Origin of the sequence: Bradyrhizobium sp. WYCCWR 12699, assembly GCF_032144035.1 — a bacterium.
In the GTDB taxonomy this organism is placed as follows: Bacteria; Pseudomonadota; Alphaproteobacteria; order Rhizobiales; family Xanthobacteraceae; genus Bradyrhizobium.
Genome location: NZ_JAVTJN010000033.1, coordinates 558,845 through 584,864, shown reverse-complemented (window position 1 = coordinate 584,864; position 26,020 = coordinate 558,845). Strand labels below are relative to the sequence as shown.

Below are 26,020 nucleotides of genomic sequence, written 5' to 3'. Positions count from 1 at the left end.
TGAGGAGACGCGCCGACGGGATTACGGCGTCACGGGATTGACGACCGGGGAGGTCTTGGGCCCCGGCCGTGCCGGCTCGATGGGCGATTTCGGAGTGGTCGGGAGCACCTTGGCGCCCGCGGCCCGCGCTGCATCGCCCGTGGTCGCATACATCGCAACATGGGCCGGCTGGGTCTTGGCGCGATTCCAGGGACCGTGGTCGACAATCAGCATGGCCGCAATCGTCACGCCTGCCACGATCAGCGCGATCACACCGGGATGGCGGAGGGCGGTGGACATGGAGTAGGCGAAACGACCGTTTGTCATCACGAAATCCGCTGTTGTCCTATCGCGGGTTAATTCAAAGGTGCCCCTCCGGGTTCCAGCCCCCATCAGGCAGGTTCCCACCTGATTGCGCGAATGCGGTCCGTCGTCGCGCGTCCGCCCGGCAATGAAGAGGGCCCGCTTCAGATCAGCCAGTCATGGGACGCAGGTCCAACGCCGTGATGCGGACCATTCACGCCGTGATTGGCAGCGTGCTCGTCCAGCGCGACGGGGACGATTTCGGCGATCATCTGAGGCGCGTCTTTCTCGCCGGGCGTCGCATGGGTCGCACCAGGTTCTTTCAGTTCGATGGCCGGGGCGAGCGCGGAAGCAGCTGCCCCGCTATCGAAGCGAAACACCAGCTCATGACCCGCGCCGCTGCTCGCGAATCCAGATTTTTCCGGCTGGGCTTCAGGTGCAGGAGATTGCGGAGGCTGGTGCGGATTTCCTCCTGCGGCGTTATCGCCGCTTGCAAGACTTGGTTCGACAATGCCGGGCGCTGCGTTTGGTGAGCCCGGAGGCAAATCGTGCTCCGGCTTGCCGTGCTCGGTGGCAGGCGGTCCTGCCGTCTTCCCTGGCGGTGACGCAGGGTCGGACACCTCGGATGAATGCTCATCGGCATGAGTGGCGCCGCTGCCCGGCTTGGACTTGGCGTCGGTCATCTCCGCGGCTGCCTTCGCGGACCCTGACTCTACGGCGTGCAGTGAGGGGCCGTGGTCGGTGTTACCAGGAGCTGGGTCGCTGTCGCCTGCTTCCGCTCCTTTGGCTGAAGCCGAGTGAACAGGATGGCTGTGTTCGGCCCCGCCGGACTCTGCCGTCTTTGTCCCTGGCGGCCCGTCCGCAGCCTGCGAATGGTGTTCATTGTCATGGCCGGCGTCGCCATCCGGCTCGGGCTTAGTTTCTGCCATCTCGGTGGCTGCCGCCTTCGCGGGGCCCGGCTTCACAGCGTGCTGCTCGTGGCCGTGCTCCGTGCTGCCACCAATTGCGACGCCCTCGCCTGCTTCTGCTCCTTTGCTCGAAGCCGAGTGGCCCGAATTGCTTTGCTCGGCACCGCCGGACTCCGCCGTCTTCGCTGCATTTGGCGAACTCGCCGCAGCCTGCGAATGCTGCTCGTTGTCGTTTCCGACGCCGCTGCTGGAATGCGACTCGGCTTCGGCCATCTCGGCAGCGTTTGCCTGCCCCTGGTCGGAAGCATGATCAGAGTTGCCATGGCCGGTGCTGTCGGCCGTCGTGAGGCCCGGTGGGACGATCTCGTTCTGCGGAGCACCGGTGTTCGCGTTCGCAGGCATGCTCTTCGAGGAGAGATTTTCGACTGGCGTCGTCCCACCATGATCGGACGGGTTTGATGATCCGTAGGCCGACCCGCCGGACGCACCGGCGCTCTCTTCCGTCCTGTCCGCCGTGTCGCGCGTGACGGCGCTGGACTTTGCCGGCGTCCCGGAGTTCGTCCGAAAGTGCGCGAATTGGAAGCTCAAGCCGTCATCGGCCGAAGCGCTCCAAACGCCGGCGGTCCCCGGCGAACTCTCGCTCGCGCGGCCGCTGCTCGCACTCACATCAGTCTCATCGATTGCGGCCACCGATATCAGCGCGTGTTCGAGCTGCTCCAGGGTGACCGCGACAGCTGCGCCATCCGAGTTGTGAACGGCATCCGCATGCGCGACAGATACAATTCCCTGCAGATGGACTTCCAGCAGGCCGCGATCCCCGACATCGAGCACCCGATCGGTCGGATTCACATAGACGATCGTTTGATTGGTTGCGGGATCGTAGATCCAGGCAAGGGTATGTGGCGGGATCGATTTGACCGCGGCCGTCAGATGCAGACAAGCGAGCGCCCCGAAAGCTGCAAGATTGATCCTGTTCGGCCCTGACGCGGGATCCAGGACGGGATCGGAAGAGCCGGATTTGGAATCGATCGCGCTGCGATGAACGACGTTCTCGACATTGCCACCCGTCAATTGGTCGAGGCCATCTCCGCGGGCACCGGAAACGGGACCAGGATCCAGCGCGCCGTCAATTTTCGGACCGCTGTGGCTCGCGGCGTCCGGGCCACCCTGCCCGCGAACGTCTTGTTGCGGGACGTCATTGCTTCCGGTCGCAAAGCCGGCAGCCTGGCCGAAATCGAGCGGAAGGATATCCAAAGCCGAGTTCGCTGCGTGCAAGTTCGCTGCGTGATTGGCGTCGACATGCGTGATCGCGGCGAGCTTGGTCGTCGCAGTCTCGCCGATGCCGGCCAGCAAGCTGTCGATCGAAGCCGGATCCAGCTCACGCGCCTGCGCGCCGTGCTGAGAATCGCTCAGTTCGTAGATCAATGCCGCGGCGAGAGCCGCGAAGGTGCCATAGCCTGCGGGCATCGACGCCGGATGGAAGGCAGACCGCGGAAGATGATCTTCTGAGTCGGGATCACTGCCGGTTGGCGTGCCGTTCGCTCCCCCTGGCAAAAGCGCAGCAAGGCCTGGCGTGCCCGATCCGACAGAACCGCCCTCTTTCCACACCTTCGAGCCCAGGAGTTGTTCAACGGCGCGCAGTGCTTCCATTGCCGCCGTCGGCGTCGCGGCTTGGCTTGCCTTGGCCAGCAAGTCCTTTTCGGTGAGTGCAGGCGCCTCCCCGGATTTCGAGATGACGAGATGCGCAAGGATGGCTTTTTTCCAGACCTCATGGCCGGCGTGTTCGTCGCTCTGACCGTGGCCCTCGTCATGCGCAAAATCGTCGTTCGCTTCGGACGCCTTGAGCTCGTCCAAAATTGCGAACGCCAGAAAGGCCAGAGCGAGCGCGGCGAAACCGGAAGTGCGCTGCAACCATGAGATGGTCGCAAGCACCGTTCGGTTGGTGATCTCCAGCTTCTGGAAGATGTTGTGCAAATGGACTTTGACCGTTCCCTGGGAAACGTCGAGCCGGCGCGCGATCTCCTTGTTCGACATCCCTTCCGAGACCAGCCGGACGATCTGACGTTCCCGGGGCGTCAATAGCTCCAGCATCTTCTCGATTCTGCCGGGGCCATCAGCCTCCTGGCCGGTGGGCGCGAGATCAGCCTGCTCGAGCGACAATCCGCTCTTGGCCATCAGCCGCAGCGACCGCAGCATGGCGCCGGGAGCGGCATATTTCGAAATTGCGCTGCAGGCGCCGGCGGCAATCGCTGCGGTCAGATCTTGATTGTCGGATTCGGTAAAGAACACCAGGCGGGTGGAAAACTTCTCGGCTTTGGCGATCGCGAGGATGTCGGCTGCTGTCAGGTCCGACAGGGTATCGGCAATCAGGGCCACGTCGGGCGACAAGCTCCTGATGGCTTCCAGGCAGCTTGCCCCGTCGCCGATCGACGCGACGACATCGAAATCCTTCTGTGTCCCGAGGACCGACTTCAGTCCCTGCAGAACGATCGGTTGCCTATCGACGAGCACAAGCCGGATCGGCTTAGAGATCCCTTGCCTTGCGGACGCGTCCAACATCGACTTTGCCTCGGCCCGGTCCTCTATGTCCTTCGGCATATGGCCGTGGCCGGGTCGGATAATAAAATAAGTCCAATCGATTTAGTTCCCAAGACAAATTTTGGATGGCAGCGGTGACCCCTTACTCCTTTGACCCCATGGCCGTTGCGGTGGACTGGCTAGACGCCTATCGCGCCGGCGATGTCGATGCGATCCTGGACCTTCATGCCGACGATGCCGTGGTGCATTGCGGCTGCAGCGGCGTCCAGACGGTTACCGGCCGCGCAGCCCTTCGTGCCTATTGGACCGATCATCTCCGAAAATATCCGGCGGGCACGCTGGACGACCTCAATCCGTCCGACGATAGAACCGTGATCTCCTACGCCACCAGTGCGGGTGTCATGAGCGCGGCCTTGGCGTTTGACCCCTCCGGCAGGATCAAGGTCGTGGACTGTCGTCCCTTGCCCTAGCGTGGGGCGCAATCGGACCGGCAATCTGTGCTGCGTCCACTAATTCTCGAAGACGACGCGCAAGGCGCTCACGATCACCGCCGCGATGAGGCAGGAGATCGCGAGCAGCGTCCAGATCGGCCTTGTGCTTCCACCGGCCAGGCGCGCGACGAGCAGTTTCATGCTCGTCAACATTCCTCGCCCGGAAGCCGGTTGAGGTAGGCTATGCCAAGGCTGGCGAGTTCTCCGGCATCGCTCTCGTACTCTTCCTTTCTCCTGAGCAAATGGCGTTCCAGCAGGCATCGTCGGTTGTCGAACAAATCGACATCGGGATGCCGTGCCCGGTACATCGTCCAGGCGGTCTCGGCAGCGTTCTTCAAGACGGCGTCGTCCACGGTGCTTGCTCTCCAGGGCAACTGATCCATCGCTGCCAACTCAAGGCGTCCCGGAAGTTTCCAGTTTTTCCCGGTTGTCTTTAGTCGAACGGATCGACATCACCACAGGTCAGCGCTTCGCATCCCGGATGCAGCCGCGCTCCATGAGCGCGGCCTTGTTCGATGAAGCGCGGCGTTTCGCTAAGGTCGCGGTGCCGGCTGCGATGGCGCGGCAGGTTGCTGCGACGGCGCGGCGGTCGGCTTGGGCGGCTCCGTCGGCGCAACGGAATCTCCCCCGCCATGCGGCACACAGGTGCCGACGTTGCTCAGCAATCTCTTCGCCTCGAGGTCGCGGGCCTTCTTGTAGTCGCTACGCCGGTCTATTCTCGCTGCGGCCAAACGATCCCAGGCATCGAACGCATCAGAGTAATGCTGTCGCATCTGCGCTTCGGCCGACAGGCAATCGGCGAACTTGTCGAAGACGAGATCGGTATTGACCGGCGCGACGCCGCCCACCAGGACCACAAGCATCCATTTCATGGTGTCCGCCTATATCGCGCCTGCGTTCCGGAACGATGACGCGTCGGCAAGGTCCGGCCGCGTCGCCGCCCGGTCTCGGGAAAAAGAGGCCCCAGCTCGCTGGAATGTGGGGGCATCGGAGCTGGGGCCATTCGGGGTCGCCCTTGGGGAAGGGCACCGGGAAAACTTGGCAATTGCAGGAAGGTTCCAGTCCGATTTCGAGCGCGAGAACTCACTGCTCCATCTAAGGCACACAGAGGGGCGAGAACACTTATCTCACGCCACCAGGGTTTCGCCGCGTCGTGCTCGCTTTGCTGCCCGTCCTCTATTGATGAATTGGACGCCGACAAACTCGCCGTTCACCCAGGAGAGTTCGCAGTGTCGATAGGCGAGCCCGGTTGCTGACAGCACCAGGAAGAATTCTTTTTGACCGATGTCCGTAATCGAGCCGTCGATCACGAGCTTCGCGCTGGTTTCAGATACGTCGTGGATCTTGCAGGGACGTTGCCACGTGCCGTCGATGGCCATGAGGCGAGCCTCTATGGGGCGCTCGAAGGTAACGCGCTTCCCGTCCTGTTCTTGTGCTTCACTCATGAACGACCTGTAGACCGCAGGAGCAAACCAGAAGCTAAGCGCAGGACCTTGACGGTTGGTGAAAGGTCCAAGCTGATGCTGCAAATCAGAAGTTGCTGTGCAGCGCACACTGCACCTTCAAGCTGACGGAAGGGGTTCGACCGTGGGTTGGTCCGCCAGAAACACCTCTCCTCGGCGCATTACTCTTGGGGCGGAGGCATCTGGTTGAGCAGGTTCGATATGGCCGTAACAACCTGCGCTGGCGCAAAGGGCTTGTTCAGGAGAATGCTGTTCGGCACGCCATGAGAGGGCCACTCGTTGGCTGCAGCGCCTGTCATGTAGACCACGGGCATCTCCGGATTGAGCTCTCGGGAGGTCTTTGCGACGTCCCAGCCCGTCAGCTTGCCCTTCAAATGGATGTCGGTCAGCAGCGCTCGGTATTTTGCAGGGTCCTCTTTGAGGAGCGTGATTGCTTCCTCACCTGAGGCGACAACCGCGGCCTCAAATCCACCTTCCTGAAGGGCACCGGCAACCAGGTCCTGGATCAGGAGATCGTCCTCGACCACCAGAGTAAGCAATGAAGCGTTCTGCACTTTCCCCACTCCGGCTGCATTACGGCAGCGAGTGCTAAGTTCACAAGTGGACAAAAGTTCCGCTGGAAGAAGATGCGGCGTCGTGCCCTGTCATTGGCGTGGAGGGGGATCAAACCGATCAATCTTACGGTCGCTGTGCCACAGCTCCACACTGTGACCATCAACAAGTTGCTGGGCACGATGACGCGCAGTCTCCTCGTCTTCGCAAACCAGGTCGATACGGCCGGTCACGTGGCCCTCTTCATCGATGATGTAAGCTCTGAATTCCAACATCCGCCGGAACGGCCCTGCCACTTTTTCCCGACGCATTGTAGGGCGGTTCAAAGTTGCGAGTCCAGTCTCCCGGTCTGACAGGCATTGCCGAGGGAACCAAACGCTGCTCATTCAGTCCGACGGCCTTGCGTTCTCCTAACGCTGCCACCCACCGCTTCACTCGCCCGGCGCGATCGCGTTGCTCGGCGTCGTTCGGTCGACGATCTGCTGGCCGAACAGGCTGCCGATCAGCTCGACGGCCGTGCGCGCCGTCCGGCCGCGCTCATCCAGGAAGGGATTGAGCTCGACGATGTCGACCGACCCGACCACGCCGGAATCGTGCAGCAGCTCCATGATCAGGTGGGCCTCGCGATAGGTCGCGCCACCCGGCACCGTGGTGCCGACGCCCGGCGCGACGCATGGATCGAGGAAGTCGACGTCGAAGCTGACATGCAGCACGCCATTGCTCGCCTTGACCCGTTCGATGACGCGCCGGATCAACACGGCGACGCCGAACTCGTCGATCTGGCGCATGTCGACCACCCTGATCCGGCGCGCGCGCATCAGCTCCTTTTCGAGCTTGTCGATCGAACGTGCGCCGAACAGATCGAGCCTGTCCGGCTGGATCGAGGCGCGCGGATCGTCACCGAGCAGGCCGTCGAGGCCGGGTTCGCCGCACAGGAACGCGGCCGACATGCCGTGCATGTTCGCGGTGATCGTCGTCTCCGGCGTGTTGTAATCGGCATGGGCATCGAGCCAGAGCACGAACAGCTCCCGTCCATGCTCCTGCCAATGACGCGCCATGGCGTTGACCGATCCCATGGACAGCGTGTGATCGCCGCCGAGAAAGATCGGTAGCGCGCCCGTCTTCGCGATCTCATGGCCCTTGCGACTGAGGGCGCGTGTCCAGCGCTGGATCTCGCGGTAGTGATTGGCTCTTTCCGGAGGCCTGTCGGCGAGGTCCCGGATCTCGCCTGCAGAAACATCGCCGTAATCGACGACCTCGAAATCCAGGCTTTCGAGCAGTGTCGCAAGGCCTGCGGTCCGCAGCGCCGCGGGGCCCATCAAGGTGCCACGCTGCGATGCCCCCATGTCGATGGGGGCGCCCAGCAAAGCGATGCGCCTGGCTCGATCCGTCATGGTCCGATCGGTCACGGCGGCCTCCTCAAGTCACAAGATGAAGCGAGCCTAACAGAGATTCGCACCCGTCGTTTCACGGGGGCGCTTCGCTTCGGGGAGGAACAAAAGCCCCCGCGCTGCATTGCTCATCCAAGGCCGGCACCCGCCGTTACATGACGGCGCCTGTCGCGGATAGCCAAAGGTCGCCAGACCCGCTGTTCAAAACAAGCGCTCGCGCGGATAGCCAAAGGTGCCGGCCTCCGCCATCAAGGTTTGGAGGTCGCGTAGGTGAGCACGGAGATACCGCAGTCCACGTCCCAACCCGGCATGGCCGAGCGCGCCATCGATACGGCGGCGGATGTCTCTCGCACGATCGGTGAAGTCGCGGGAGGCCTGCATGCGACCGTCGATCGCCTCACCTCCACGATCGAGGAATCGCGCAAGCCGGGCGGAGCGCTTGCGACGGTCGCAGCGGTCACGCGCGAGGCGCCGCTCGCCAGCCTGTTCGTCGCATTCTTGTTTGGTGTCGCAGTCGCGCGGCGGCGATAGGAGCCAGCGACGTTACTCAGGCCGCGCTGACAGCCTCGAGCTCAGCGGCCAGGAACTGCTTCTCGAGTTCTGAGGCAGGCATCGGGCGTCCGAAGAAATAGCCCTGCCCTTCCTCACATCCCATGCTGACCAGGAAGTCGGCGGTTGCCCGGTCTTCGATGCCTTCAGCCACGACCGTGAGGCCGAGCTGCTTGCTGAGGCCGATGGTCGAGCCGACGATCGCGGCATCGTCGGAATTGGCGAGCAGGCCGAACACGAACGACCGGTCGATCTTGAGGCCGTCGAGCGGAAACTTCTTCAGATAGCTCAGGCTCGCATAACCGGTGCCGAAATCGTCGAACAGGACGCGGACACCCAGTTGCTGGATCCGCTTGAACATGTCGAGCACGCGGCTTTCGTCATTGAGCAGAATGTCTTCGGTGACCTCGATCTCGAGCAATGACGGCGTCAGCCCCGTGGCCTCGAGCAATGCCTGAACCGAATGGGCGAGATCGCCGGACTGAAGCTGCGAGGGCGAGAGGTTGATCGCGACACGCACGCCGTTACCCGACAGCTCCCAGTCACGCGCCTGACGGCACGCGGTCACCATCACCCAGTTCGCGATCCGCTCCGAGAGTGCCGAGGTGTTGACCACCGGCATGAACTCTCCAGGAGAGACATAGCCGCGCACCGGATGCCGCCAACGGATGAGCGCTTCGGCGCCGACAAGGCTGCCGTCGATCAGGCGAACCTGGGGCTGGTAGAACAGCTCGAACTCACCGCGATCCGCGGCAAGCGCCAGCTCGCTCTCCAGCGTCAGCCGGTTCTCCAGCTCCTGCCTGATCGCAGCCTCGAACAGCACATGGCCGCCCCGCCGCGTCGCCTTGGCACGGCTCAGCGCGAGATGGCCGTTGCTCAGGAGATCGTCGGCCTTGTGTCCGCCTTCAGGATAGACGGCAACTCCGATGCTGATCCTGACGCGGTGCTGCCGCGTGCCCGTCGCAAGCGGCGTTTCGAACGCGTGCGCGATCCGCTCGGCGAACGCCGCGATCGGCTCACCAGCCTCCGCGCAATCGAGCGCGATGGCGAATTCGTCGCCGCCGAGCCGGGCAACGACCGCCTTGCCATCGACTTCGATCCGGAGGCGCTCGGCCACGGCCCGCAACACGCGGTCACCGGCCGAATGCCCAAGCATGTCGTTGATCCGCTGGAAGCCGTCGAGCCCGATCACGAGCAAGGCAACCTCATGAGGCTCTCGCTCCGCATCCGCAATCATGCCGGCCAGTCCGGCATGCAGCGTGTTGCGGTTGGCAAGACCGGTCAGCGCGTCATATTCGGCGAGATATTTGACGCGTTCGGCCTCGCGCTTGCGGACCGAAATATCGCGCAGGATCGCGCCGTATTGAAAGCCGTCCGTTCCCTGCCAGCCCGAGAAGCTGGCCTCGACGGGGAAGGTTTCGCCATTCTTGCGCCGGCCCTCGAACTCGACGACGACCGCTCCGCCTGGAACGAGCAGCGCCTGGCGCGCGGCGTCGTGCATGGAGGGTCCCGTGTTGCCGTCCGCCGGCACGGCGCACAGCGTTTCGAACGGGCGGCCGATTATCTCGGCCGGCGTGAAACCAAAGATCGCGCTCGCGCCGGGATTCCAGACCGTGATCCGGTGATCCTCGTCGGTGCAGACGAGACCGTCGCCGAGCGACATCGCGATGCGGTGAAAGCGGCTCTCGGCGATGCGGCCCAGCAGACCGCGGAAATCGATTTCGTCCAGCGCAATTGCAGTCAGGTAGGCGACGATCGCGATGTGGAACAGCGATGTGTCGATGACGAGGGGCCATCTCGCCTGGACGAGAACCGCGGCCGATCCCATGGCTGCTCCGGAAGCGACGAGCGCTGCAACGCGAATTCCCGGCCCGAAGCGGCGCCACGAATACATCATCAGCAGGGAGATCAATCCCAGCGCGATTATCATCCCGATATCGGACGTCCAGCGCAGCATCCGGCCCTGCAGGATCGATTCCGCGGCCAGCGCCTGGAGCACCGGCCCCGAGACGATCTTGCCGTTGGGAACGCTGAAGCGGTCACCGAGCTCGAGCGCGGTGGCGCCGACGATGACCTTCTTGCCTTTCAGCTTATCGAGAGCCACGGGATCGCCGCGCAGCACGTCGACGTAAGAGATGGTTGGAATGGAGGCTGCACGGATGCTGAAATCGATCAGGAAGGGCGGCCGCCGGTTGGCATCTTGCCCGGCCAGCACGACGGCCATCGAGGGCATCAGGGTATCGCCGATCTTCTCGCCGACCGGATAGCGGCGCACCAGTCCGTCGGATTCGACTGCGACGTTCACCATCGCGGGCCAGGACTGGTTGCTGAACGGCTTCAGGGGGCGATTGACGTGGGCCGGGCCACCGTTCGGCGTCGGCTGCTTGAAGGACGGCAGGATGGTCGAGCCGCCGACATCGCGAAGCGCCCTAACGAAAGCCTCGTCGGACGCCGGGTCCGATGGCGAACTGAAGTCGACATCGAAGGCGATGTCGCTCGCGCCCGCAGCTTCAAGCCGGCGCAGCAGGTCTGCGTGAAGCCGGCGCGGCCAGGGCCACACGCCGATCTGATCGATGGAGGGTGCGTCGATGGCGACCACCACGACCTTGCCGCTGGCCTCACGTGATTGCCAGGCGAACCGTAGATCGGTCAGCGCGTTGCGAAGCGCACCATGCCATCCCGTGGACAGCACGATCGCAAGCGCGATCATGACGAGAATGTGCGGCCGATAGCGTTTCACCCGATCCACCCCACGCCCCGCTTCTGCAGGTGCGCCCCTCATCCCCTAGTAAATGTCCTCAATGTCGGCCGTGGGCGACGCCATGGCCATTGCTGCCGTTGCCGCCGCCATTGCCGTTGCCATTGCCGTTGTTGCCCCTGCCGTTGCCGGTGGCGCCATTGTTGCCATTGCCGTTGTTGCCGCCATTGCCATTCCCGCTGTTGCCATTGCCGGAATTGCCGTTGCCGCCGGCATTGCCGTTATTGGCCGCAGCTGCGGCGACCGCAGCGCCCGGGTTCGACGCGCCGTTGCTGACAGAAGCTGCCGGATTGCCGGTCGTCACCGTCGTTAGGGCGCCGCTGTAGGACGCGCTCGTACTGGCCTTACTGTCGTTCCAGACCGTCTCGGTCCCGGCGTTGGCGTTCGCCCGGCGCAGCTGACCGGGAGCATCGACGCCATGGGCGAGCCCGCGCGTCACCTTGTGGACGTTCAGCTTGACCTCGCCGAGCGAGCTCGAAATGCGCACGACGCCGGCCTTGGCACCGTGATGCCCTGCCGCCTGATGCGTCTGCTTCGAAGCAGCGGCTGGCTTGGTCCCCTTGTCGATCGGACCGAGCGCATGGATTGCACGGCCGTTCGCGGCATTGCGCGGCGCCGTCAGGCCTGATTTCGGCACGGGAATGCGCTCGATCGAAGGAGCGCGCGGCTTGCCGTGCTCGATCGGGTTGAACGCCCCTGCACCGCTGAGGCTGATCCCGGCCGTGCCGTGCTCGGAGACGGTGGCCGCTTGCCCCTTCATGACCTGGGCAATCTGCCCCGTCCTGAAGTCGGCGACCTCGACCTGACCGCGGAGCACGCCGACCTTGGTGCTGCCGGCACCCACGGTGACGCTGAACTTCGTTCCCTTGACCACGGCGGCGAGATAGGGCGTCTCGACCTCGAAATGCTTGACGTTGCGCTTCTCGACTTCGAGCAGGATCTGCCCCGCCTGCTGGATGATCGTGGTCGAAAGCCCCTCCTTCTTCTCGGCCGGCAAGCCGACCACCGAGTTGGGAGAGATCAGGATCGTTTCCTCGCCGCGGACGAGCAGCACCCGGCCATTGCGGCCGGTGCGGATGGTATTGCCAGGCTTGAGCGTCTCGTCCTGGTTCAGCGAGACCTGTTGCGCGCCGTCGGCAGCGACCCACACCTCTCCGGTGGCCTTGCTGATCGACCAGACGCCATCCTCCGCAGCGAACGCGCCGGAAGCCGTTCCAAGCGCTAGCGCCGCCACGAAGGCACACCGCATTCCAACTCTGCCGAGCATGACGACCCTCAGTCCGCGTTACAGCCAAGCCTGAGGGGTATCCGAAATCACTCAAGATAGAATTAGCGGGAAGCGACCAGCGAAGCGGCCGGATTAACCAATCATTGACCATAAAAAACTATGAAAAATCATGCGCCTAATGATCCCTTACCGTCGCAGGGCAATTTCTCCGTCGAACTACGGGGAAAGCTTCGCTGGGTGCATTGGAAAGCGGCATCTGGCCACCGCGCTGACCCTGTTGGTGCCCATCCTCGCCGGAATTTCGCCGGCGTTGGCACAACAGGCGAACCAGCCGGGCTTCGATCCGCGCCAGCCCGAGAAATACTTTGAAAACCAAACCGAACGGGAAACGCTGAACCGCCCGCCGGTCAGCCTGCCGACGGTTGGCCAGACCAACACCGGCGGCGATACCAAGCCGCAATTCGTCCTGCGTGGCGTGCACGTCGGCGGTGCCCACGCCGTCTCCCACGATCGCATTGCCGCAGTCTATCAACCCTATCTCGGCAAGAATGTCTCGCAGGCGGATCTCGCCGGGATCGCCGGCGCGATCAGCGATCTCTACCGCGCCGACGGCTTCCATCTGAGCCGGGCGATCGTGCCGCCGCAGGACATTGCCGACGGCCGGGTCCGGATCCAGGTGATCGAAGGTTCCATCGTGCAGGTCGAGCTGAAAGGCGACGGCGCCGACCAGTTCGGCGTCAGGCCGATGCTCGGGCCGGTTCTCGCCGAGCAGCCGTCGCGCCTCCCGACACTCGAGCGCCAGCTCTTCCTCATCAATGGCAGGCCGGGCGTCCGGATCGCCGACAGCGCGCTGGAAGAGATCGGCAGCGGGTCCGGCCGCTTCCGTCTCACCGTCTATTTGAAGACCTGGCACGTCTTCTCCTCGTTCGGCCTGGACAATCTCGGATCGTCCTCTGTGGGCCCGTGGCAGACCTACGCCACTGGCGCGTTCAACTCCTACCTCACGCCCGGAGACACGCTGGCCGTCAACCTGTCGACGATTGCCAACGATCCTCGCGAGCTCGGCTTTGCGCGGCTGTCCTATGACGCACCCGTCGGCGTCGACGGCATACGCCTCGGCGCTTCCGCTCTGTACAGCGCGGTCCGACCGGGCGATGCCCGTCGCCTCGACAGCGACATCACGACGACCGAGGCCTTCGAGCTGCGGGCCAGCATCGTTCCGCTGCAATCACAATCCTCTACGCTCACGCTGACTGCGGCGACGACCTTCAGCAATGTGTCCGAGCACGACCTTTATGGCTCCTGGTACAACGACCACATCAGGACCGCGAGCCTGACTGCCGACTACAGGCTGCAGGATCACTTCGGCGGCACCAATTTCGCGACGCTGACCTACCGTCAGGGCCTCGACGTCTTCGGTGCCTCGCATTTCGGCGACGATCTGCTGTCGCGCGACGGCGCCTCCTCGAACTTCTCGGTGCTGAACCTCTGGTTCACGCGCTACCAGACACTCAACGACGCCTGGTCGCTCAAGCTGGCGGCGGCGAGCCAGACAGCGTCGCGGCCGCTGTTCACCTCGCAGCAATTCTATCTCGGCGGCGCGGCCTTCGGCCGGGGTTATGGTGCAGCCGAGATCAGCGGCGACAACGGCCTTGCCGGCTCGCTCGAACTGCGCTTCGACCAGAAGCTCAATTTCCGCTACTGGACCGGCTATCAGCTCTATGCCTTTGGCGACGCCGGCGCCGTCTGGAACGACGGCTACCGTTTGAGCGACGGCCTGTCGCTGACATCGGCCGGAGCCGGTGTACGCTTCTTCCTGCCAGACGATCTCCTGGCCGATCTCGGCGTGGCCGTGCCGTTGAGCTATCGGGCGCCGGACAACGAGCGCCGCAGCGCCCGGTTCCTGTTCACACTGTCGAGCGCATTCCGGCTCTGCCCCGAACGCGGCAGGTCGGGCTGTCTCTAGCCGGCCGGTCGTTTGCGCACGTCGCCCCGGCAAACGGCTAGTGCAGCCTTGCTCACAGAGTTGCCTAAATTTAATCCCGTAACCTGATCACGGTCGCTCGATCCGGGAGTTCCCAATGACCATGTTCAGCGGAACGTGATTTGAGACCAAGCCATGAAGAAGGTGTTTGCAATCCTGGCGTTTCTCTGCGTCCTCGGCGTCGGGGAATATCTCCTCGTCAGCCGGTTCGCGATCCGCCATGAGACGTTGGCGCTGTTCGACGCCTCGCGGCAGCGGCCGATTTCGGTCGACCTGGCGGTACGGCGCGATTACGAGACCAAGGCCAATCTCGGCCTCTGGAAACTCCCGCTCGCCGTCATCAGTAACGGCAATACCGTCAAGGCAACCGAATATTCCTTCCTCGCCAATGTGCTTGCCGCGCGCGGCTATCTGGTCGCCAGCATTCAGCAGGACCTGCCGAGCGACCCGCCGCTGACGACCCATGTCGGTCAGCAATATGTCGGCCGGCGCGACGTCTATATCCGCTGCGAGGCCAACATTCTCTTCGTGCTGGATAAGCTGAAGAAGCAGCAGGAGAACATTGATTACGACCACATCACCCTCGTCGGCCACTCCAACGGCGGCGATGTCTCCATGTATGTCGCCCATCAGCACCCGGAGCTGGTGTCGAAAGTGATCACGCTCGACAATCTCAGGGTGCCTTTCGTGGTCAGTGACGGCATGAAGATCCTGTCGTTCCGGTCGAAGGACCCGCATTTCGTGACCGATCCAGGCGTGCTGCCGACGCCGGAGGAGGCCAAGGCGCGCGGCATCGACATCGTCCACACCGGCGCGCAGCACACGGAAATGAGCGATCGCGGCCCGAACTCGGTCAAGGAGAAGATCCAGGAGACGCTCGATCGCTTCCTGCGCGACAGCGCCAGCAGCGCGCTCGCGCCGGCCGATACGAAAAGCCCGATGATCATGAATCCGGGCGACTATTAGCCGGGAACGCTTTGCGGCAGATCAAGGCGGCTCCGAGGCGACGGGATAGAAGAACCCTATGGCCTCGGAGAGACACGTGTCGCATTCTATCGAAAGTCTTGAGACGAAAGGCCTCGATGCAAGAAGCCTAGGCCTGCCCGCGGCGAGAATGCCGGCATTCGTACGGCATCTCTATCGCTCGGTCCGCAAGCTGCTCCGGTCGATCATCGCCCGCATTGATCTCTCACAGTTTCCCGGATCGTGCTGCGGATAGGCACGGCGGACGCCAACGAATGCATGAAGGTTACCCTATGCACCAGCATTTGAGACGAATCTGCCTGCTGCTTGCCGTAACCTCCAGCGTCGGCACATCGTCTGCGCTCGCAGCCGATGCCAATCACGGTGCCGACCTCGCCAAGCGCTGGTGCGCAAGCTGCCATGTCGTCGCGAACGGCCAAACCCAGGCGAGCGCCGACGTCCCCTCCTTTGTCTCTGTCGCGCGCAAGGCAGACTTCAGCCCGGAGAGGCTTGCCTTCTTCCTGCTCGATCCGCACCCGAAGATGCCGAATTTCCCCTTGAGCCGCACCGAGGCGGGCGACATCGCGGCCTACATCGCATCGCTGCGCTAGCACGACATCGGCCGCACATAAAAATCCCTGCCGGAGGACCGACAGGGACCATAGAAGGGACGCCGGACGGCGAACAAGGCCATCCGGCAGTCCGCATGGACCTGCCCCAGCATCGCAAATGCGGATCGCGGCCACGCAAGTTCGATTTGCGGGTACGCCGCGGACAGGCGCGAGAATCAGGACTTGCCCTTGCCCGGTTGCATGAGACTGCCGGTCATCTGGCGCATGTGATCTCCAGCACTGGTGAACTGGCTGCGCAGGAAATCGGACTGGATTCGCATCGCCTCCTGAAGGTCGGTGGCATGAACCAGCTTGCGCGCATGCTCAAACGCCGACTTCATGTTCTGCTCGGTGAAAACCAGGGCCTGCTTCGACACCTCCGTCCCCGCGCCTGGAACGGACGACATCGACTTGGTGGCCGCTTCGAAAAACATGCCGAATGCTTTTTCCGCCTGGTCAATCGTCTTCTCGGCCAGGTCGCGCAGTTCGGCCGGAACTTCGAGCTTCGGTTCGATCATGGTCGCACTCCTCCCGCTTTCCCTACTGAATACCACACTTGCTGGACCGCCTTCCAGCGGTCAGCCGCGGGGAAAACCTCGCCGGCGGTCCGGCTACGGCGGGAGGCGAAGAGACAGCATCAGGCCGGCGCGCGGCCGGGCTCAGGACAAGGGGTGTTCGGGAAGGGCTTCTTCGGTGGCGAGGTCTTCGACCAGCTTGATGACCTCGAAACGCTGTCGCGGCGCGAGCTTCAGGAACGCGCGGAGCAGGCGCAGACTTTCGACCGTGCCGCTTGTGGGCGCGCCGAGCTTGAGCTGCAATTCAGCCGCGAAACCGAGGTTCTTCATCTCGCACCTATGACAAGCATCGGCTTTTGCAATCCGCCAAGAACCGAACGCCGCCGCCGCAACAGGACCTATGGCGACGAACTCTCGGCCGGGTGGCCCCGGCCGGCTGGCACGCTGAACAACATGTCCAACAACCGGCTCAACCATCTGGTTGCAACTATGCCAAGGAACAACCCGTCCGGCAAGTCCAACAATGGATGTAGTGATGCTTCGTCTGCATCGCACCACGGCAATTCCGGATAACAGGAATATCGACCGCCGTCACCCACCTGCGTCAACAAGCTGCATCAATCACGCATACTGCCCGGACCGCTGTCAATTGGCACAACGTTTCTGCTTGTTTCCGACATGAACGGACATTGGCTGCGCATGACTTCTTCTGGAGCATACACGCATTTGTTGAGTCCGGCCCCGGCGGTTGTAACAGCGACGAAATCAAGATCGATCTCGCAAGCTGATCTCCAGCGTCCCGATCTGTGCGCGGTCGTCGCTCGTCGGCCCGGATATGTGTCCGCCCATGAACCATTGTCCATGAGCGGGCGACCAAGCCGTTGCGACACGGCCACGCAGACACCGGGCGCCATGGCTGAAGACTCTTCGATTCGGGCGCGCGTCAGCACCAAAGGACGACGGCATGCTTTCTCGCTGCGATCTCATCAAGGGCGCCGCGGTCGCGCTTTTCACCCTCTCAATACAAGGCGCATGGGCCCAGGAGACCAAGATGAACCTGTTCAAGATCATCACCATCAAGGACGAAATCGTCGTCGGATTATCGGCGGAGGAGCTTAAGGGGCTCGGCGGCAATGATGCGAGCGCGGTTGCGCACGCGCTGGCGCAGAAGGGCGATCTCACGGTCTGGCAATACAACGTGCATCGCGGCCCGAACGGCGAATTGCAGCAGGCGCCGACCGCCAAGATCGGGCTTCTGGCCAACGCCTCGCTGCGCGTCGAACCGTACACGACGCCTTACCAGATCGTGCCGCATCCATAAGCAGCCGACTGGCACGCCGGCAGCCGAGGCCGCCGGCGTGACGTCTTCAACTGCGCCGCTGCGCCCGTTGTGCCCCCGTTTCCGTCGCAAAGCCGTAGATCAGCGCCAGCCGGTCCAGACATTCGCGAAAACGCCGCGCAAAATAATCGTTCCAGCGCTGGGTTCGGACGGCGCGACGCGCGCCGATCTGGTCCATGGTCAGGCCCAGCACCAGCACGTCATGCACCAGCGCGGCGCCGTCCGTGCCGAGTTCGCGCTCGATCCGGTTCAACCGCAGCACCGCCTGGCGCTGGCTGTCGGTGACAGGCTCGCGCGTACGCGCGCCATCGACATATTCCCTCGTCGGATCCACCGCCTGAGGCCCCCGCTCCGCCCGCTCCCAATCGTTCTGGAAGGCTCGCCCACCGCGGTATTGCGCTTCGTCGATCTGATGATGTGCGTGCAGCCGCCCCAAGGGATCGCCACGGATCGACCGGATGGCCAAGATCTTCTCGCCGGAATCGAGCGCCAGCGGATTGTCGACCTCGACCTCCGCCACTTCGGCGTTGAACGGGACATCGCGGGATCGCCGGTCGTAGATCTGCGCCAATGTGTAGGACTTGTTGCGTCGGGCACGAGCCACTCGGATACTCCTTTGCGAAATTGACGACTGAACTGGGTGGCACGAAGGTCAGGCCGCAGAGACCAGCCTCAGCACGACGGGACCGGGGGCACGGGCGGACGCGGCACCAGAGCGGCGCGTCAGGCGCGCATGCGGCGCGCAATAGCTGGAGCCCGGCCGGCAGGGATGACCGCAAAAGGCGATCTCCTCCCCGTCCTTGTCGCCGCCATAGGGATAGCGGCAGTCGACGGGCTCGAGTTCGACCAGCTGGATCAGGCGCGGCTGAACGCCGACGCAGCGCAACTTGATAGGCGCCGCCGGCTTCATTGCGGACTTCGGCGGCAAATTCAGGTTCGGCAACACCGCGCGGCGCGGCGAAACCGGAGCCTCACCCGGCAAATACGGCGCGACCGAAGGACTAGAAATCCATTCTGGTACGACGAGCCCCAGCCGCTTGGCGCGGCCGATCACCGCATTGCGTGTGTAAGCCGTTCCAAACCTTGCGTTAATCTGTCTGCCGATCTCCGCATAAGACATGCCCATGCGAAAATAGTCGCGAAGCGCGTCGGAATGCTCCGACGGCCAATGGCCCGGTTCCATATTGCTGTCCTGTGATCAGCCTCCTCTCATCGAACGACCAGGAGGCGAAACACACATTCCGGTATTCCGAAGACCAAGTCAAGCAATAATTCTGATATTCATAATTGCATCAATTCCGAATTTCGGATTACAAGAGGCAGGACGGTGCGCAATCGAGGGAATCATCATGTTGGACGTTGCAATGATCGAGCGGGGCCTGGAGAAGACGGGCAAGAGCAAGGGCGGCCTGGCGGCGGCCATGGGCGTGCGGCCCGGCGCGGTCTCGGAGATCCTCGGCGGCGAACGTCTGGTGAAGGCTTCGGAGATCATTCCGATCATGGAATATCTCGAACTCAATCTCGCGCCGATCATGGGCCGGGTCGGTGCCGGCGCCGTGATCGAGCCGGATTACGAGCAGGTTCCGCCGGAAGGGCTTGGCGACATAGCGCTGCCCTTCCCGATCATGGAAGAGACCGTCGCATTCGAGATCGTCGGCGATTCGATGCTGCCCAAATACGAGAGCGGTGACGTGATCGTGGTCTACAAGGACCAGCGTCATCCGCTGTCGAGCTTCTACGGCGAGGAGGCCGTGGTCCGCCTCAAGACCGGCGAGCGTTATTTGAAGACCATCGAGCGGGGGAAAAGTCCGTCAGTCGTCAATCTCACCAGCTTCAATGCCAAGCCGATCGTCGGCGTCAAGCTGGAGTGGGTGGGGGAGATCTGCCTGTCGATGCCCAAAGGGCAGCTCGAGCGGCTCCGCGCCAAGTCGGCACGCCCCCGCAAGAAGAGCAAGTGACGTCGATTTCCGTTATTCGGAAATTCCTGTTGACTTGATTCCGATTTTCGGAAATACTCTGCCGCGATCCCGGTGCTGGGACGTGGCAGGGCCGTTTTCATGCAGTATTTCGTCGTGATGATCGACTACGGACGACGCGGCCGCGAGGCCGTCGTCGATCCCGAGATCACCAGACGGGAGGTCGTCTCCCGCATCGCCTCGGGTGAATACCAGAACGTCTCGTTCATCCACGAGATCGCGGAAAATATCGTCGAAGACGTCACCGAGGCCATCCTGAGCGAGGCCGCCCTGCCCCAGATCCCGCCCGAAGATATCGACCTGCAGGCAACCCGCCTCGATCACATACGGGACCTGCGCAAGCACGAACGGACGTGACGCAGGGCGCGATCGCCTGCGCCACGTCCGGCCGGACATTACACCGTCAGCACGGTCGATCCCGTGGTCTTGCGCGCGGCGAGATCGGCATGCGCCTTGGCGGCGTCCTTCAGCGGATAGGTCTGGTGCACCTCGATCTTGACCGCACCGGACTTGACGACGTCGAACAGCTCGCCTGCCATCGCAACGAGGTTTTCACGCTTGGCGGCGTAGGTGAACAGCGTCGGGCGGGTGACGTAGAGCGAGCCCTTCTGAGCCAGCAGGCCGAGATTGAGCGGCTCGACCGCGCCGGAGGACTGACCGAACAGCGCGGCGACGCCGAGCGGCGCGAGGCAATCCAGCGATTTCAGGAACGTGTCCTTGCCGACGGAATCATAGACCACCGGGACCTTTTTGCCGCCCGTGATCTCGTCGACCCGCTTCACGAAATCCTCGCGGGTATAGATGATGACGTGATCGCAGCCATGCGCCTTGGCAAGCTTGGCCTTCTCGTCGTTGCTGACGGTGCCGATCACGGTCGCGCCGAGGTGCTTGGCCCACTGGCTCAGGATCAGGCCGACGCCGCCGGCTGCCGCATGCAGCAGGATGGTGTCACCGGCCTTCACCCGATAGGTCTGCCGGATCAGATATTGCGTGGTGAGCCCTTTGAGCATCATCGCCGCAGCGGTCTTGTCGTCGACGCCATCAGGCAGCTTCAGCAAACGGTCCGCAGGGATCAGCCGCGCCTCGGAATAGGCCCCGAGCGGCGAGGCGCCGTAGGCGACGCGATCGCCGGGCTTCAGATCGGTGACACCGGGTCCGACCTCCTCGACGATTCCGGCCGCCTCGCTGCCGAGCCCGCTCGGCAGTTGCGCCGGGTACAGGCCCGATCGGTTGTAGATGTCGACGAAGTTGAGGCCGACCGCGGTGTGGCGGATGCGCGCCTCGCCCGGCCCCGGCTTGTCGACGCTGACCTCCTCCCAGACCAAGACTTCCGGACCGCCGGTCTTGTGAAAACGAATGGCATGCGTCATGGGCGTTGCTCCCTTATCGTTGGGTGAGGATCCGAAAAAACCGGATTGGCCGCAGAAATAGGCATTCGGTCCGCCTGTTACAGTACAGTGACGTAACAAGAATGTCACAGCGAGCGACAAACCTCGGCCGTTCCAGCTCCGTTCGAAAGAGTTGATGACGCGCCTGAGGCGACTGGCAGTAGCTTCTGCGCGGGGTTTGGTGGTCGCCTGCGAAGGAAAGCCGAGATGCCAGCTTATGTACAGCATCATCAGGACGTCGAAATCGCGCCCGTGAATTGTCCCACCTGCATGGGTTTCCTGCCGATGTATGTGCGCGAGGTCGAGCCGCATTGGAGCCTTGCCAAGATCGACTTTGTCTATGAATGCGCCGATTGCGGCGCCGAGGTCAGACAGACCATCCGCAAGCCGGAAGTGCTGCGGCACTGATCGCGAGCGGCGAACCGCTCAACTATTTGCGTTCAGCGGAAAAAACGCCGCTCATGCGGGTCTGATGTCTCCCAAACGAGGCTTGTTCTTTGCCGGGAACGCAGGCAGAACAAGCCCCAAGCAAGACCTTTGGGAGCGCCCTTTCGTGGCTGATCAGAAGGCCTCGACCTCGATCGAGGCAGTGGAGAGCGGCCTCGCCGCGCAGGGCTATATCGCGAGCCGGCAGATCGCGACCGCCGTCTATTTGTCGCAGCAGATCGAGAAGCCGATCCTAGTCGAGGGCCCCGCGGGCGTCGGCAAGACCGAGCTCGCCAAGGCGATCGCCGCCTGGCGCGGCATGAAGATGATCCGCCTGCAATGCTACGAAGGCCTCGACGAGGCCAAGGCGCTGTACGAGTGGAAATACGCCAAGCAGCTTCTCTACACGCAGATCCTCAAGGACAAGCTCGGCGAAGTCCTAGGCGGTGCGCAGACGCTGCATGCCGCGCTCGACCAGCTCCACGATTTTGGCGACGTGTTCTTCTCCAAGGAATTCGTCGAGCCGCGTCCCCTGCTCCAGGCGCTGGAGCAGCCGGGCGGCTGCGTGCTCCTGATCGACGAGATCGACAAGTCTGACGCGGAATTCGAATCGCTGCTGCTGGAGATCCTGTCCGACTTCCAGGTCACGATCCCCGAGCTCGGCACCGTCTCGGCCATCACGCCGCCGACCGTCATCCTCACCTCCAACAGCGAGCGCGATCTCGGTGACGCCCTGAAGCGGCGCTGCCTGCATCTGCATATCGGCTTCCCCGAGCAACGGCTCGAGGAGCGCATCGTCGAAAGCCGCGTGCCCGGCATCTCGCAGGCCCTGCGCCGGCAGATGGTCGGCTTCATCCACGAGATCCGCTCGCTGGATCTGAAGAAGCTGCCTTCTGTCAGCGAGACCATCGACTGGGCGCGCGTCCTGGTGCTGCTGCAGGCCACGGAACTCGACACCGATATCGTCAAGGACACCCTCAACGTGCTCCTGAAATACGAAGCCGACATCGAGGCCGCATCGCCGCAGGTGACGACCTTCATTGCCAAGGCGGCACGGTCCAACGTCTTCGGTTGACGCCGATGCGCGAGAACCTCCATCGTTTCTTTCGGGCGGCGCGGGGCGTCGGCGTCCACGTTTCGCCTGCCGAAAGCATCGATGCGATGCGCGCAGTCGCGCAAGTCGGCATCTCCGACCGTGCCGTGCTGCGCGACGCTCTGCTTCTGACGCTCGCCAAATCGCAGGACGAGAAGCTCGCGCTCGGCGACTGTTTTGACCTCTTCTTCAGCCAGCCTGAGCCGCGGCAGGATCAGCCCGAGACGCCCGACGACGGCGCGTCGCAGGACGCAGATCAGTCGCCCTCCTCCAGCTCGGCCAGCGAGCCGGGCGAAGGTCAATCTCCCGAGGATTTGGGTCCGCTTGCGCAGATGCTGCTGTCGCAGGACCGCAATGCGATCGCGGCCGCCATTGCCAGCGCCTCCGGTACGGCCTCCCTGTCCGACATCCGCTACTCCACTCAGCGCGGCATCTTCTCCAGCCGCATCCTCGACGCCATGGGCCTGCAGCGCCTGCGCGACGATCTCGACGAGCTGACCGCGACCAATCCGGCGCTGGCCGAGCGACTGCGTACCGCCCTCGACGCCCTGCGCGAGGCGGTGCGCGATACGGTCTCGCAGGGGCTTGCGCTCTATGCCCGCGAGGAGGCCGAAAACCTCCGCAACGAGATCCTGCGCAACGCGCCGCTTGCCCGCATCGAGCGGCGCCAGATCGCCGAGATGCGCGCCCTCATCCGCCAGATCGCGCGCCGCCTGCGCGAGCGCTATTCCAAGCCGCGCAAGCGCCAGCGCCGCGGCCATCTCGATGTCCGCCGCACGTTGCGCCGTAACGCAGCGTGGGGCGGCGTGCCCTTCCTCACGGCGTGGAAGCGCAAGCACCGCGACCGCCCGAAGATCGTAGCGCTCTGCGACGTCTCCGGCTCGGTCGCGCAAGTGTCCGATTTCTTCCTGCTTCTGATCCACTCCTTGCACGAAGTGGTGGATGACGTCCGCTCCTTCGCCTTCTCCTCGCATCTGATCGAGGTCAGCGACATCCTGGAGGCGAAAGCGCCGGAAGAGGCGATGGCCGAGATCATGTCCAAAGTCGGCTTCGGCTCGTCGGACTACGGCTCGTCGCTGGTCGATTTCGAGAAGGATTTCATGAGCGCGCTGACGCCGCGGACGACGGTGATCGTGCTCGGCGACGCCCGCAGCAACAATCTCGATCCGCGCGCCGACATCCTGCGCCGCATCTCAGAGCGCTCGAAGCGGCTGGTCTGGCTCAATCCCGAAGGACGGCTTGCCTGGGGCTTCGGCGATTCCGAGATGCCACGCTATGCGACCTTCTGTACCGTCGTGCGCCAGTGCGCCACCGCGCAACAGCTCGAGCGCGCCGTGTCGGATATCGTGGCAACCTATCAGTAGGTCTCGCTCGCGACCAATCTCAGTTTCGCACAAGCTCCGCCTGGCCGACGTTGCACTCCCGGAAGTGATAAGCAATCTCGTCGAGCGCGCGCTGCTCCCATTCCTCGGCTTGCGCGAGCCAGAACAGCCGGCGATCAAGATCGAATGCCGCACGCTCCCGGCACAGGGTTTCCTGACTGCGAATTTCAACGAGCCTGTTCATGCACTCCACTCCTGCCGCGTGAAGTCATTCGCCGCGAATCAAAATAGCAGAATCCCGGATCGCCCGCTTCATGATTTCTGGGCATGTCGCGACACATAATGGGACAGCGATACTTCCCGTGCACTGCGATAGCTCGCAGCGCAACATCAACTGCGGATCATCAATTAGTGATCGAACCACGGGACGATATTCGCGATCAGACAATCTACTTCTCGTGTCGCAACGAAGTGCGGCAATTCGTGAAGAGACGTTCTAAACAGCCCACCGAATTCCCGACTCATTGTCGTCGCATGGTCTTCATGCAGCGCCGCTAACAGAGGCGCGAACGGCACGATTTCTTGAGGCAACATGAGCGACGATCTCGATTTCGAACTTGCACCGGACCAGTGGGAAGCGCTGCGTACACTTCGTAACCCGCTGTCGAACCGTCGCCTCTCGAAGTCCTATCTCGTCGAAGGCCTCGTCGAGCTCGGCCTCGTCGCCATCAACGACGGCGTACCTGCGATAACGCCGGCGGGCCGCAAGGTGCTCGTGCGCGGATCGTGCCGGTTGCTGGATCTCGTGGCGTGAGCCGTTCGCGCTGATCCTCAGCGACCTTCCCTGCCGGCATATCGCCGCGCAGGTCAGTCGCTCCACCGCAGGAGCGGCGATCCATACGCCCTCCTCCAGACCGACAGGAAACGCGGAAACCAGGAGTGAGCCACCGCGCCCTTATAGGCCCAGGTGCGATATTTCAGACCCTGCTCGGAGATCAGCTCCTGATATCCGCCGTGCAGCTCGGTCGCGGTCCGAATGTCCTTCAATATTCCCTGAGCGCACGAACGATAGGTGTCGCTCCCCGAAAACTCATCATAGTCCAACATGCGATCCGCAAATTCGACGTTGAACGTCGGCCAGGAAGAACGTCCCTGGTAAGCAGGCGCCGCAATCTTGTGGATCATCTTGTTCCGCGGATTATCGGCAGACACCAGGAAGTGGAACGTGCTGGGGATGCGAAAGCGCGGCTCGGCGATGATCAGATCCGCCGTGGCCGCGAACAGCTTACGCTCGCTCGCATCGTTCAGATCCCAAAAGCCGCGATGCACGCTGACAAAATCCAGCGCGACCGAAGACGCCGGCGAACTCGCCGGACCGTCCAGGGAATGCCTGATGTATCCGTCTCTGCCGAACAGACGGAGCAGGTCCTTCTTGTACTGCGCGAGATCGCACCCGAGCAGCCTCTTCAGCTCGTTCTCGTCGACGATGCCGAGCTGCACGCTCCACACGAAGGTCGTGTGGACGCAGGCATTGGTCACGAAGCGCCGGCGCTCGGCGCGGGTATCCGTTGCGGCGGAGCGAGGGCGATGGGCATCACACAGCAAAGAGGAGGTGCCGTCACGGCCGAACGGCTCGAGCCCGCTTGCGAGCTTGAGGATCGCGCGCTTGAGGTCAACGCCATATTCGGCCAGCAGCAGGCGGCCGGCATGCGCACATTGCGACATCGCCAAATAGGACGAGGTCCTCTGATCGGCCGAGATCATCTGCTGCAGGCCGGCCAGAATGCCGAGCAGCGTATCCGACGGACGCGAGAAGTAATTCACACCGAGGTATCGACCGCGTCCGGCCGGGACGATGGTCGTCGTGACGACGTCGGCGCGAACCGCCTCCAGCAACAAACGGATGCTCCTGTCGAGCAGCCGGGCTCGCCGCACGGCATCCTGCGCATCCATGATGGTTTCGGGGTCGAGGACGTCAGGATAGAACCAGGCGAAGTCGCGGGGATAGTAAGCGGATGCATGTGGTGCGCCCGTGACGAGGAAGGCCTCGGTGACCGAAAATGCGCTGTCCATCGAGTGCCGGTACAGGTCCTCGATGGCCGACAACGAATGACGCGATCTTCTCAGGAATCGATCCCCCAGAAAATTGACCGCCTGGAGGGCATTGGCGACAAATGTCGCAGCCGTGCCTTGGTAAAATCGATTTCTACGTTCTGAGGGCAACGAGATATCGCTATTCCTAT

29 protein-coding genes are annotated in these 26,020 nt (G+C 63.1%); 12 read left to right on the top strand and 17 right to left on the bottom strand.

Translation table 11 applies throughout. The features are described 5' to 3' along the window. Positions 1–21: 21 nt before the first annotated feature. Positions 22–306 (bottom strand): hypothetical protein, encoded by a 285-nt coding sequence (locus RPS27_RS22975; protein ID WP_313754486.1) that lies wholly within the window; start codon positions 304–306, stop codon positions 22–24. A 140-nt stretch (positions 307–446) separates the two neighbouring features. Further along, complete coding sequence (locus RPS27_RS22970; RefSeq protein ID WP_313754485.1) at positions 447–3,788, bottom strand: LuxR C-terminal-related transcriptional regulator; 3,342 nt, start codon at positions 3,786–3,788, stop codon at positions 447–449. 65 nt (positions 3,789–3,853) lie between these two features. Here RPS27_RS22970 and RPS27_RS22965 point away from each other — a divergent pair, with 65 nt between their 5' ends. Then, a complete protein-coding gene (locus RPS27_RS22965) occupies positions 3,854–4,198 on the top strand; it encodes a nuclear transport factor 2 family protein (RefSeq protein ID WP_249157526.1) in 345 nt (114 codons plus the stop codon). Positions 4,199–4,237: 39 nt separating this feature from the next. On the opposite strand, the gene RPS27_RS22960 is transcribed toward RPS27_RS22965, so the two are convergent. From RPS27_RS22960 to rocF, 6 genes are all read right to left on the bottom strand, one after another. Continuing rightward, on the bottom strand, positions 4,238–4,360 hold the full coding sequence (locus tag RPS27_RS22960) for a hypothetical protein (protein WP_259217439.1): 123 nt from the start codon (positions 4,358–4,360) through the stop codon (positions 4,238–4,240). 5 nt (positions 4,361–4,365) lie between these two features. Then, on the bottom strand, positions 4,366–4,572 hold the full coding sequence (locus RPS27_RS22955; RefSeq protein ID WP_313754484.1) for a hypothetical protein: 207 nt from the start codon (positions 4,570–4,572) through the stop codon (positions 4,366–4,368). A gap of 180 nt (positions 4,573–4,752) precedes the next feature. Further along, positions 4,753–5,091, bottom strand: a complete 339-nt coding sequence (locus tag RPS27_RS22950; protein ID WP_313754483.1) for a hypothetical protein — start codon at positions 5,089–5,091, stop codon at positions 4,753–4,755. Between the two features lie 255 nt (positions 5,092–5,346). Further along, a complete protein-coding gene (locus RPS27_RS22945; protein ID WP_194403505.1) occupies positions 5,347–5,664 on the bottom strand; it encodes a PilZ domain-containing protein in 318 nt (105 codons plus the stop codon). A 179-nt stretch (positions 5,665–5,843) separates the two neighbouring features. After that, on the bottom strand, positions 5,844–6,236 hold the full coding sequence (locus tag RPS27_RS22940) for a response regulator (protein WP_313754482.1): 393 nt from the start codon (positions 6,234–6,236) through the stop codon (positions 5,844–5,846). Positions 6,237–6,665: 429 nt separating this feature from the next. Continuing rightward, on the bottom strand, positions 6,666–7,643 hold the full coding sequence (gene rocF / locus RPS27_RS22935; RefSeq protein WP_313754481.1) for an arginase: 978 nt from the start codon (positions 7,641–7,643) through the stop codon (positions 6,666–6,668). Positions 7,644–7,895: 252 nt separating this feature from the next. Here rocF and RPS27_RS22930 point away from each other — a divergent pair, with 252 nt between their 5' ends. Next, positions 7,896–8,156: a hypothetical protein gene (locus RPS27_RS22930; protein ID WP_194403508.1), complete on the top strand. Its 261-nt coding sequence runs from the start codon at positions 7,896–7,898 to the stop codon at positions 8,154–8,156. Between the two features lie 16 nt (positions 8,157–8,172). Here the strand turns inward: RPS27_RS22930 and RPS27_RS22925 are convergent, their stop codons facing one another. Both RPS27_RS22925 and RPS27_RS22920 read right to left on the bottom strand, forming a co-directional pair. Then, complete coding sequence (locus RPS27_RS22925) at positions 8,173–10,914, bottom strand: EAL domain-containing protein (RefSeq protein WP_313754480.1); 2,742 nt, start codon at positions 10,912–10,914, stop codon at positions 8,173–8,175. Positions 10,915–10,972: 58 nt separating this feature from the next. Further along, on the bottom strand, positions 10,973–12,199 hold the full coding sequence (locus tag RPS27_RS22920) for a FecR family protein (RefSeq protein WP_313754479.1): 1,227 nt from the start codon (positions 12,197–12,199) through the stop codon (positions 10,973–10,975). Between the two features lie 130 nt (positions 12,200–12,329). Between RPS27_RS22920 and RPS27_RS22915 the strand changes: the two genes are divergently transcribed. From RPS27_RS22915 to RPS27_RS22905, 3 genes are all read left to right on the top strand, one after another. Continuing rightward, complete coding sequence (locus RPS27_RS22915; RefSeq protein WP_313754478.1) at positions 12,330–14,126, top strand: POTRA domain-containing protein; 1,797 nt, start codon at positions 12,330–12,332, stop codon at positions 14,124–14,126. A gap of 153 nt (positions 14,127–14,279) precedes the next feature. Then, the gene (locus RPS27_RS22910; RefSeq protein ID WP_313754477.1) at positions 14,280–15,110 is read left to right on the top strand and encodes an alpha/beta fold hydrolase; all 831 of its coding nucleotides are present in this window, start codon (positions 14,280–14,282) and stop codon (positions 15,108–15,110) included. A 290-nt stretch (positions 15,111–15,400) separates the two neighbouring features. Further along, positions 15,401–15,718, top strand: a complete 318-nt coding sequence (locus RPS27_RS22905) for a c-type cytochrome (protein WP_194403522.1) — start codon at positions 15,401–15,403, stop codon at positions 15,716–15,718. A 176-nt stretch (positions 15,719–15,894) separates the two neighbouring features. On the opposite strand, the gene RPS27_RS22900 is transcribed toward RPS27_RS22905, so the two are convergent. After that, the gene (locus tag RPS27_RS22900) at positions 15,895–16,236 is read right to left on the bottom strand and encodes a phasin (RefSeq protein ID WP_094972645.1); all 342 of its coding nucleotides are present in this window, start codon (positions 16,234–16,236) and stop codon (positions 15,895–15,897) included. Between the two features lie 141 nt (positions 16,237–16,377). Continuing rightward, positions 16,378–16,563 carry a hypothetical protein gene (locus tag RPS27_RS22895; protein ID WP_194403523.1) on the bottom strand — a complete coding sequence of 62 codons (186 nt, stop codon included), beginning with the start codon at positions 16,561–16,563 and terminating at the stop codon, positions 16,378–16,380. A 634-nt stretch (positions 16,564–17,197) separates the two neighbouring features. Here RPS27_RS22895 and RPS27_RS22890 point away from each other — a divergent pair. Continuing rightward, positions 17,198–17,554 carry a hypothetical protein gene (locus RPS27_RS22890; RefSeq protein ID WP_259217428.1) on the top strand — a complete coding sequence of 119 codons (357 nt, stop codon included), beginning with the start codon at positions 17,198–17,200 and terminating at the stop codon, positions 17,552–17,554. 46 nt (positions 17,555–17,600) lie between these two features. Here RPS27_RS22890 and RPS27_RS22885 read toward each other — a convergent pair whose 3' ends face one another. After that, a complete protein-coding gene (locus RPS27_RS22885; RefSeq protein WP_313754476.1) occupies positions 17,601–18,176 on the bottom strand; it encodes a hypothetical protein in 576 nt (191 codons plus the stop codon). Positions 18,177–18,224: 48 nt separating this feature from the next. Further along, the gene (locus RPS27_RS22880) at positions 18,225–18,755 is read right to left on the bottom strand and encodes a GcrA family cell cycle regulator (protein ID WP_313754475.1); all 531 of its coding nucleotides are present in this window, start codon (positions 18,753–18,755) and stop codon (positions 18,225–18,227) included. 166 nt (positions 18,756–18,921) lie between these two features. Between RPS27_RS22880 and RPS27_RS22875 the strand changes: the two genes are divergently transcribed. Together RPS27_RS22875 and RPS27_RS22870 are read left to right on the top strand one after the other, a co-directional pair. Further along, on the top strand, positions 18,922–19,530 hold the full coding sequence (locus RPS27_RS22875) for a helix-turn-helix transcriptional regulator (RefSeq protein ID WP_028156659.1): 609 nt from the start codon (positions 18,922–18,924) through the stop codon (positions 19,528–19,530). Between the two features lie 99 nt (positions 19,531–19,629). After that, the gene (locus RPS27_RS22870) at positions 19,630–19,905 is read left to right on the top strand and encodes a hypothetical protein (RefSeq protein ID WP_194403528.1); all 276 of its coding nucleotides are present in this window, start codon (positions 19,630–19,632) and stop codon (positions 19,903–19,905) included. A 38-nt stretch (positions 19,906–19,943) separates the two neighbouring features. On the opposite strand, the gene RPS27_RS22865 is transcribed toward RPS27_RS22870, so the two are convergent. Then, on the bottom strand, positions 19,944–20,918 hold the full coding sequence (locus RPS27_RS22865) for a quinone oxidoreductase (RefSeq protein WP_313754474.1): 975 nt from the start codon (positions 20,916–20,918) through the stop codon (positions 19,944–19,946). A gap of 225 nt (positions 20,919–21,143) precedes the next feature. Here RPS27_RS22865 and RPS27_RS22860 point away from each other — a divergent pair, with 225 nt between their 5' ends. The 3 genes from RPS27_RS22860 to RPS27_RS22850 all read left to right on the top strand — a co-directional run bounded on the left by RPS27_RS22860 (position 21,144) and on the right by RPS27_RS22850 (position 23,819). Next, complete coding sequence (locus tag RPS27_RS22860) at positions 21,144–21,344, top strand: hypothetical protein (protein WP_194403530.1); 201 nt, start codon at positions 21,144–21,146, stop codon at positions 21,342–21,344. A gap of 145 nt (positions 21,345–21,489) precedes the next feature. Next, complete coding sequence (locus tag RPS27_RS22855) at positions 21,490–22,437, top strand: AAA family ATPase (RefSeq protein ID WP_027562443.1); 948 nt, start codon at positions 21,490–21,492, stop codon at positions 22,435–22,437. Between the two features lie 5 nt (positions 22,438–22,442). After that, a complete protein-coding gene (locus RPS27_RS22850) occupies positions 22,443–23,819 on the top strand; it encodes a vWA domain-containing protein (protein ID WP_259217425.1) in 1,377 nt (458 codons plus the stop codon). A 19-nt stretch (positions 23,820–23,838) separates the two neighbouring features. Here the strand turns inward: RPS27_RS22850 and RPS27_RS22845 are convergent, their stop codons facing one another. Further along, a complete protein-coding gene (locus RPS27_RS22845; RefSeq protein ID WP_194403532.1) occupies positions 23,839–24,021 on the bottom strand; it encodes a hypothetical protein in 183 nt (60 codons plus the stop codon). A gap of 348 nt (positions 24,022–24,369) precedes the next feature. Here RPS27_RS22845 and RPS27_RS22840 point away from each other — a divergent pair, with 348 nt between their 5' ends. After that, complete coding sequence (locus RPS27_RS22840; protein WP_313754473.1) at positions 24,370–24,591, top strand: hypothetical protein; 222 nt, start codon at positions 24,370–24,372, stop codon at positions 24,589–24,591. A 53-nt stretch (positions 24,592–24,644) separates the two neighbouring features. On the opposite strand, the gene RPS27_RS22835 is transcribed toward RPS27_RS22840, so the two are convergent. After that, complete coding sequence (locus RPS27_RS22835) at positions 24,645–25,883, bottom strand: hypothetical protein (RefSeq protein WP_313754472.1); 1,239 nt, start codon at positions 25,881–25,883, stop codon at positions 24,645–24,647. Positions 25,884–26,020: the final 137 nt, after the last annotated feature.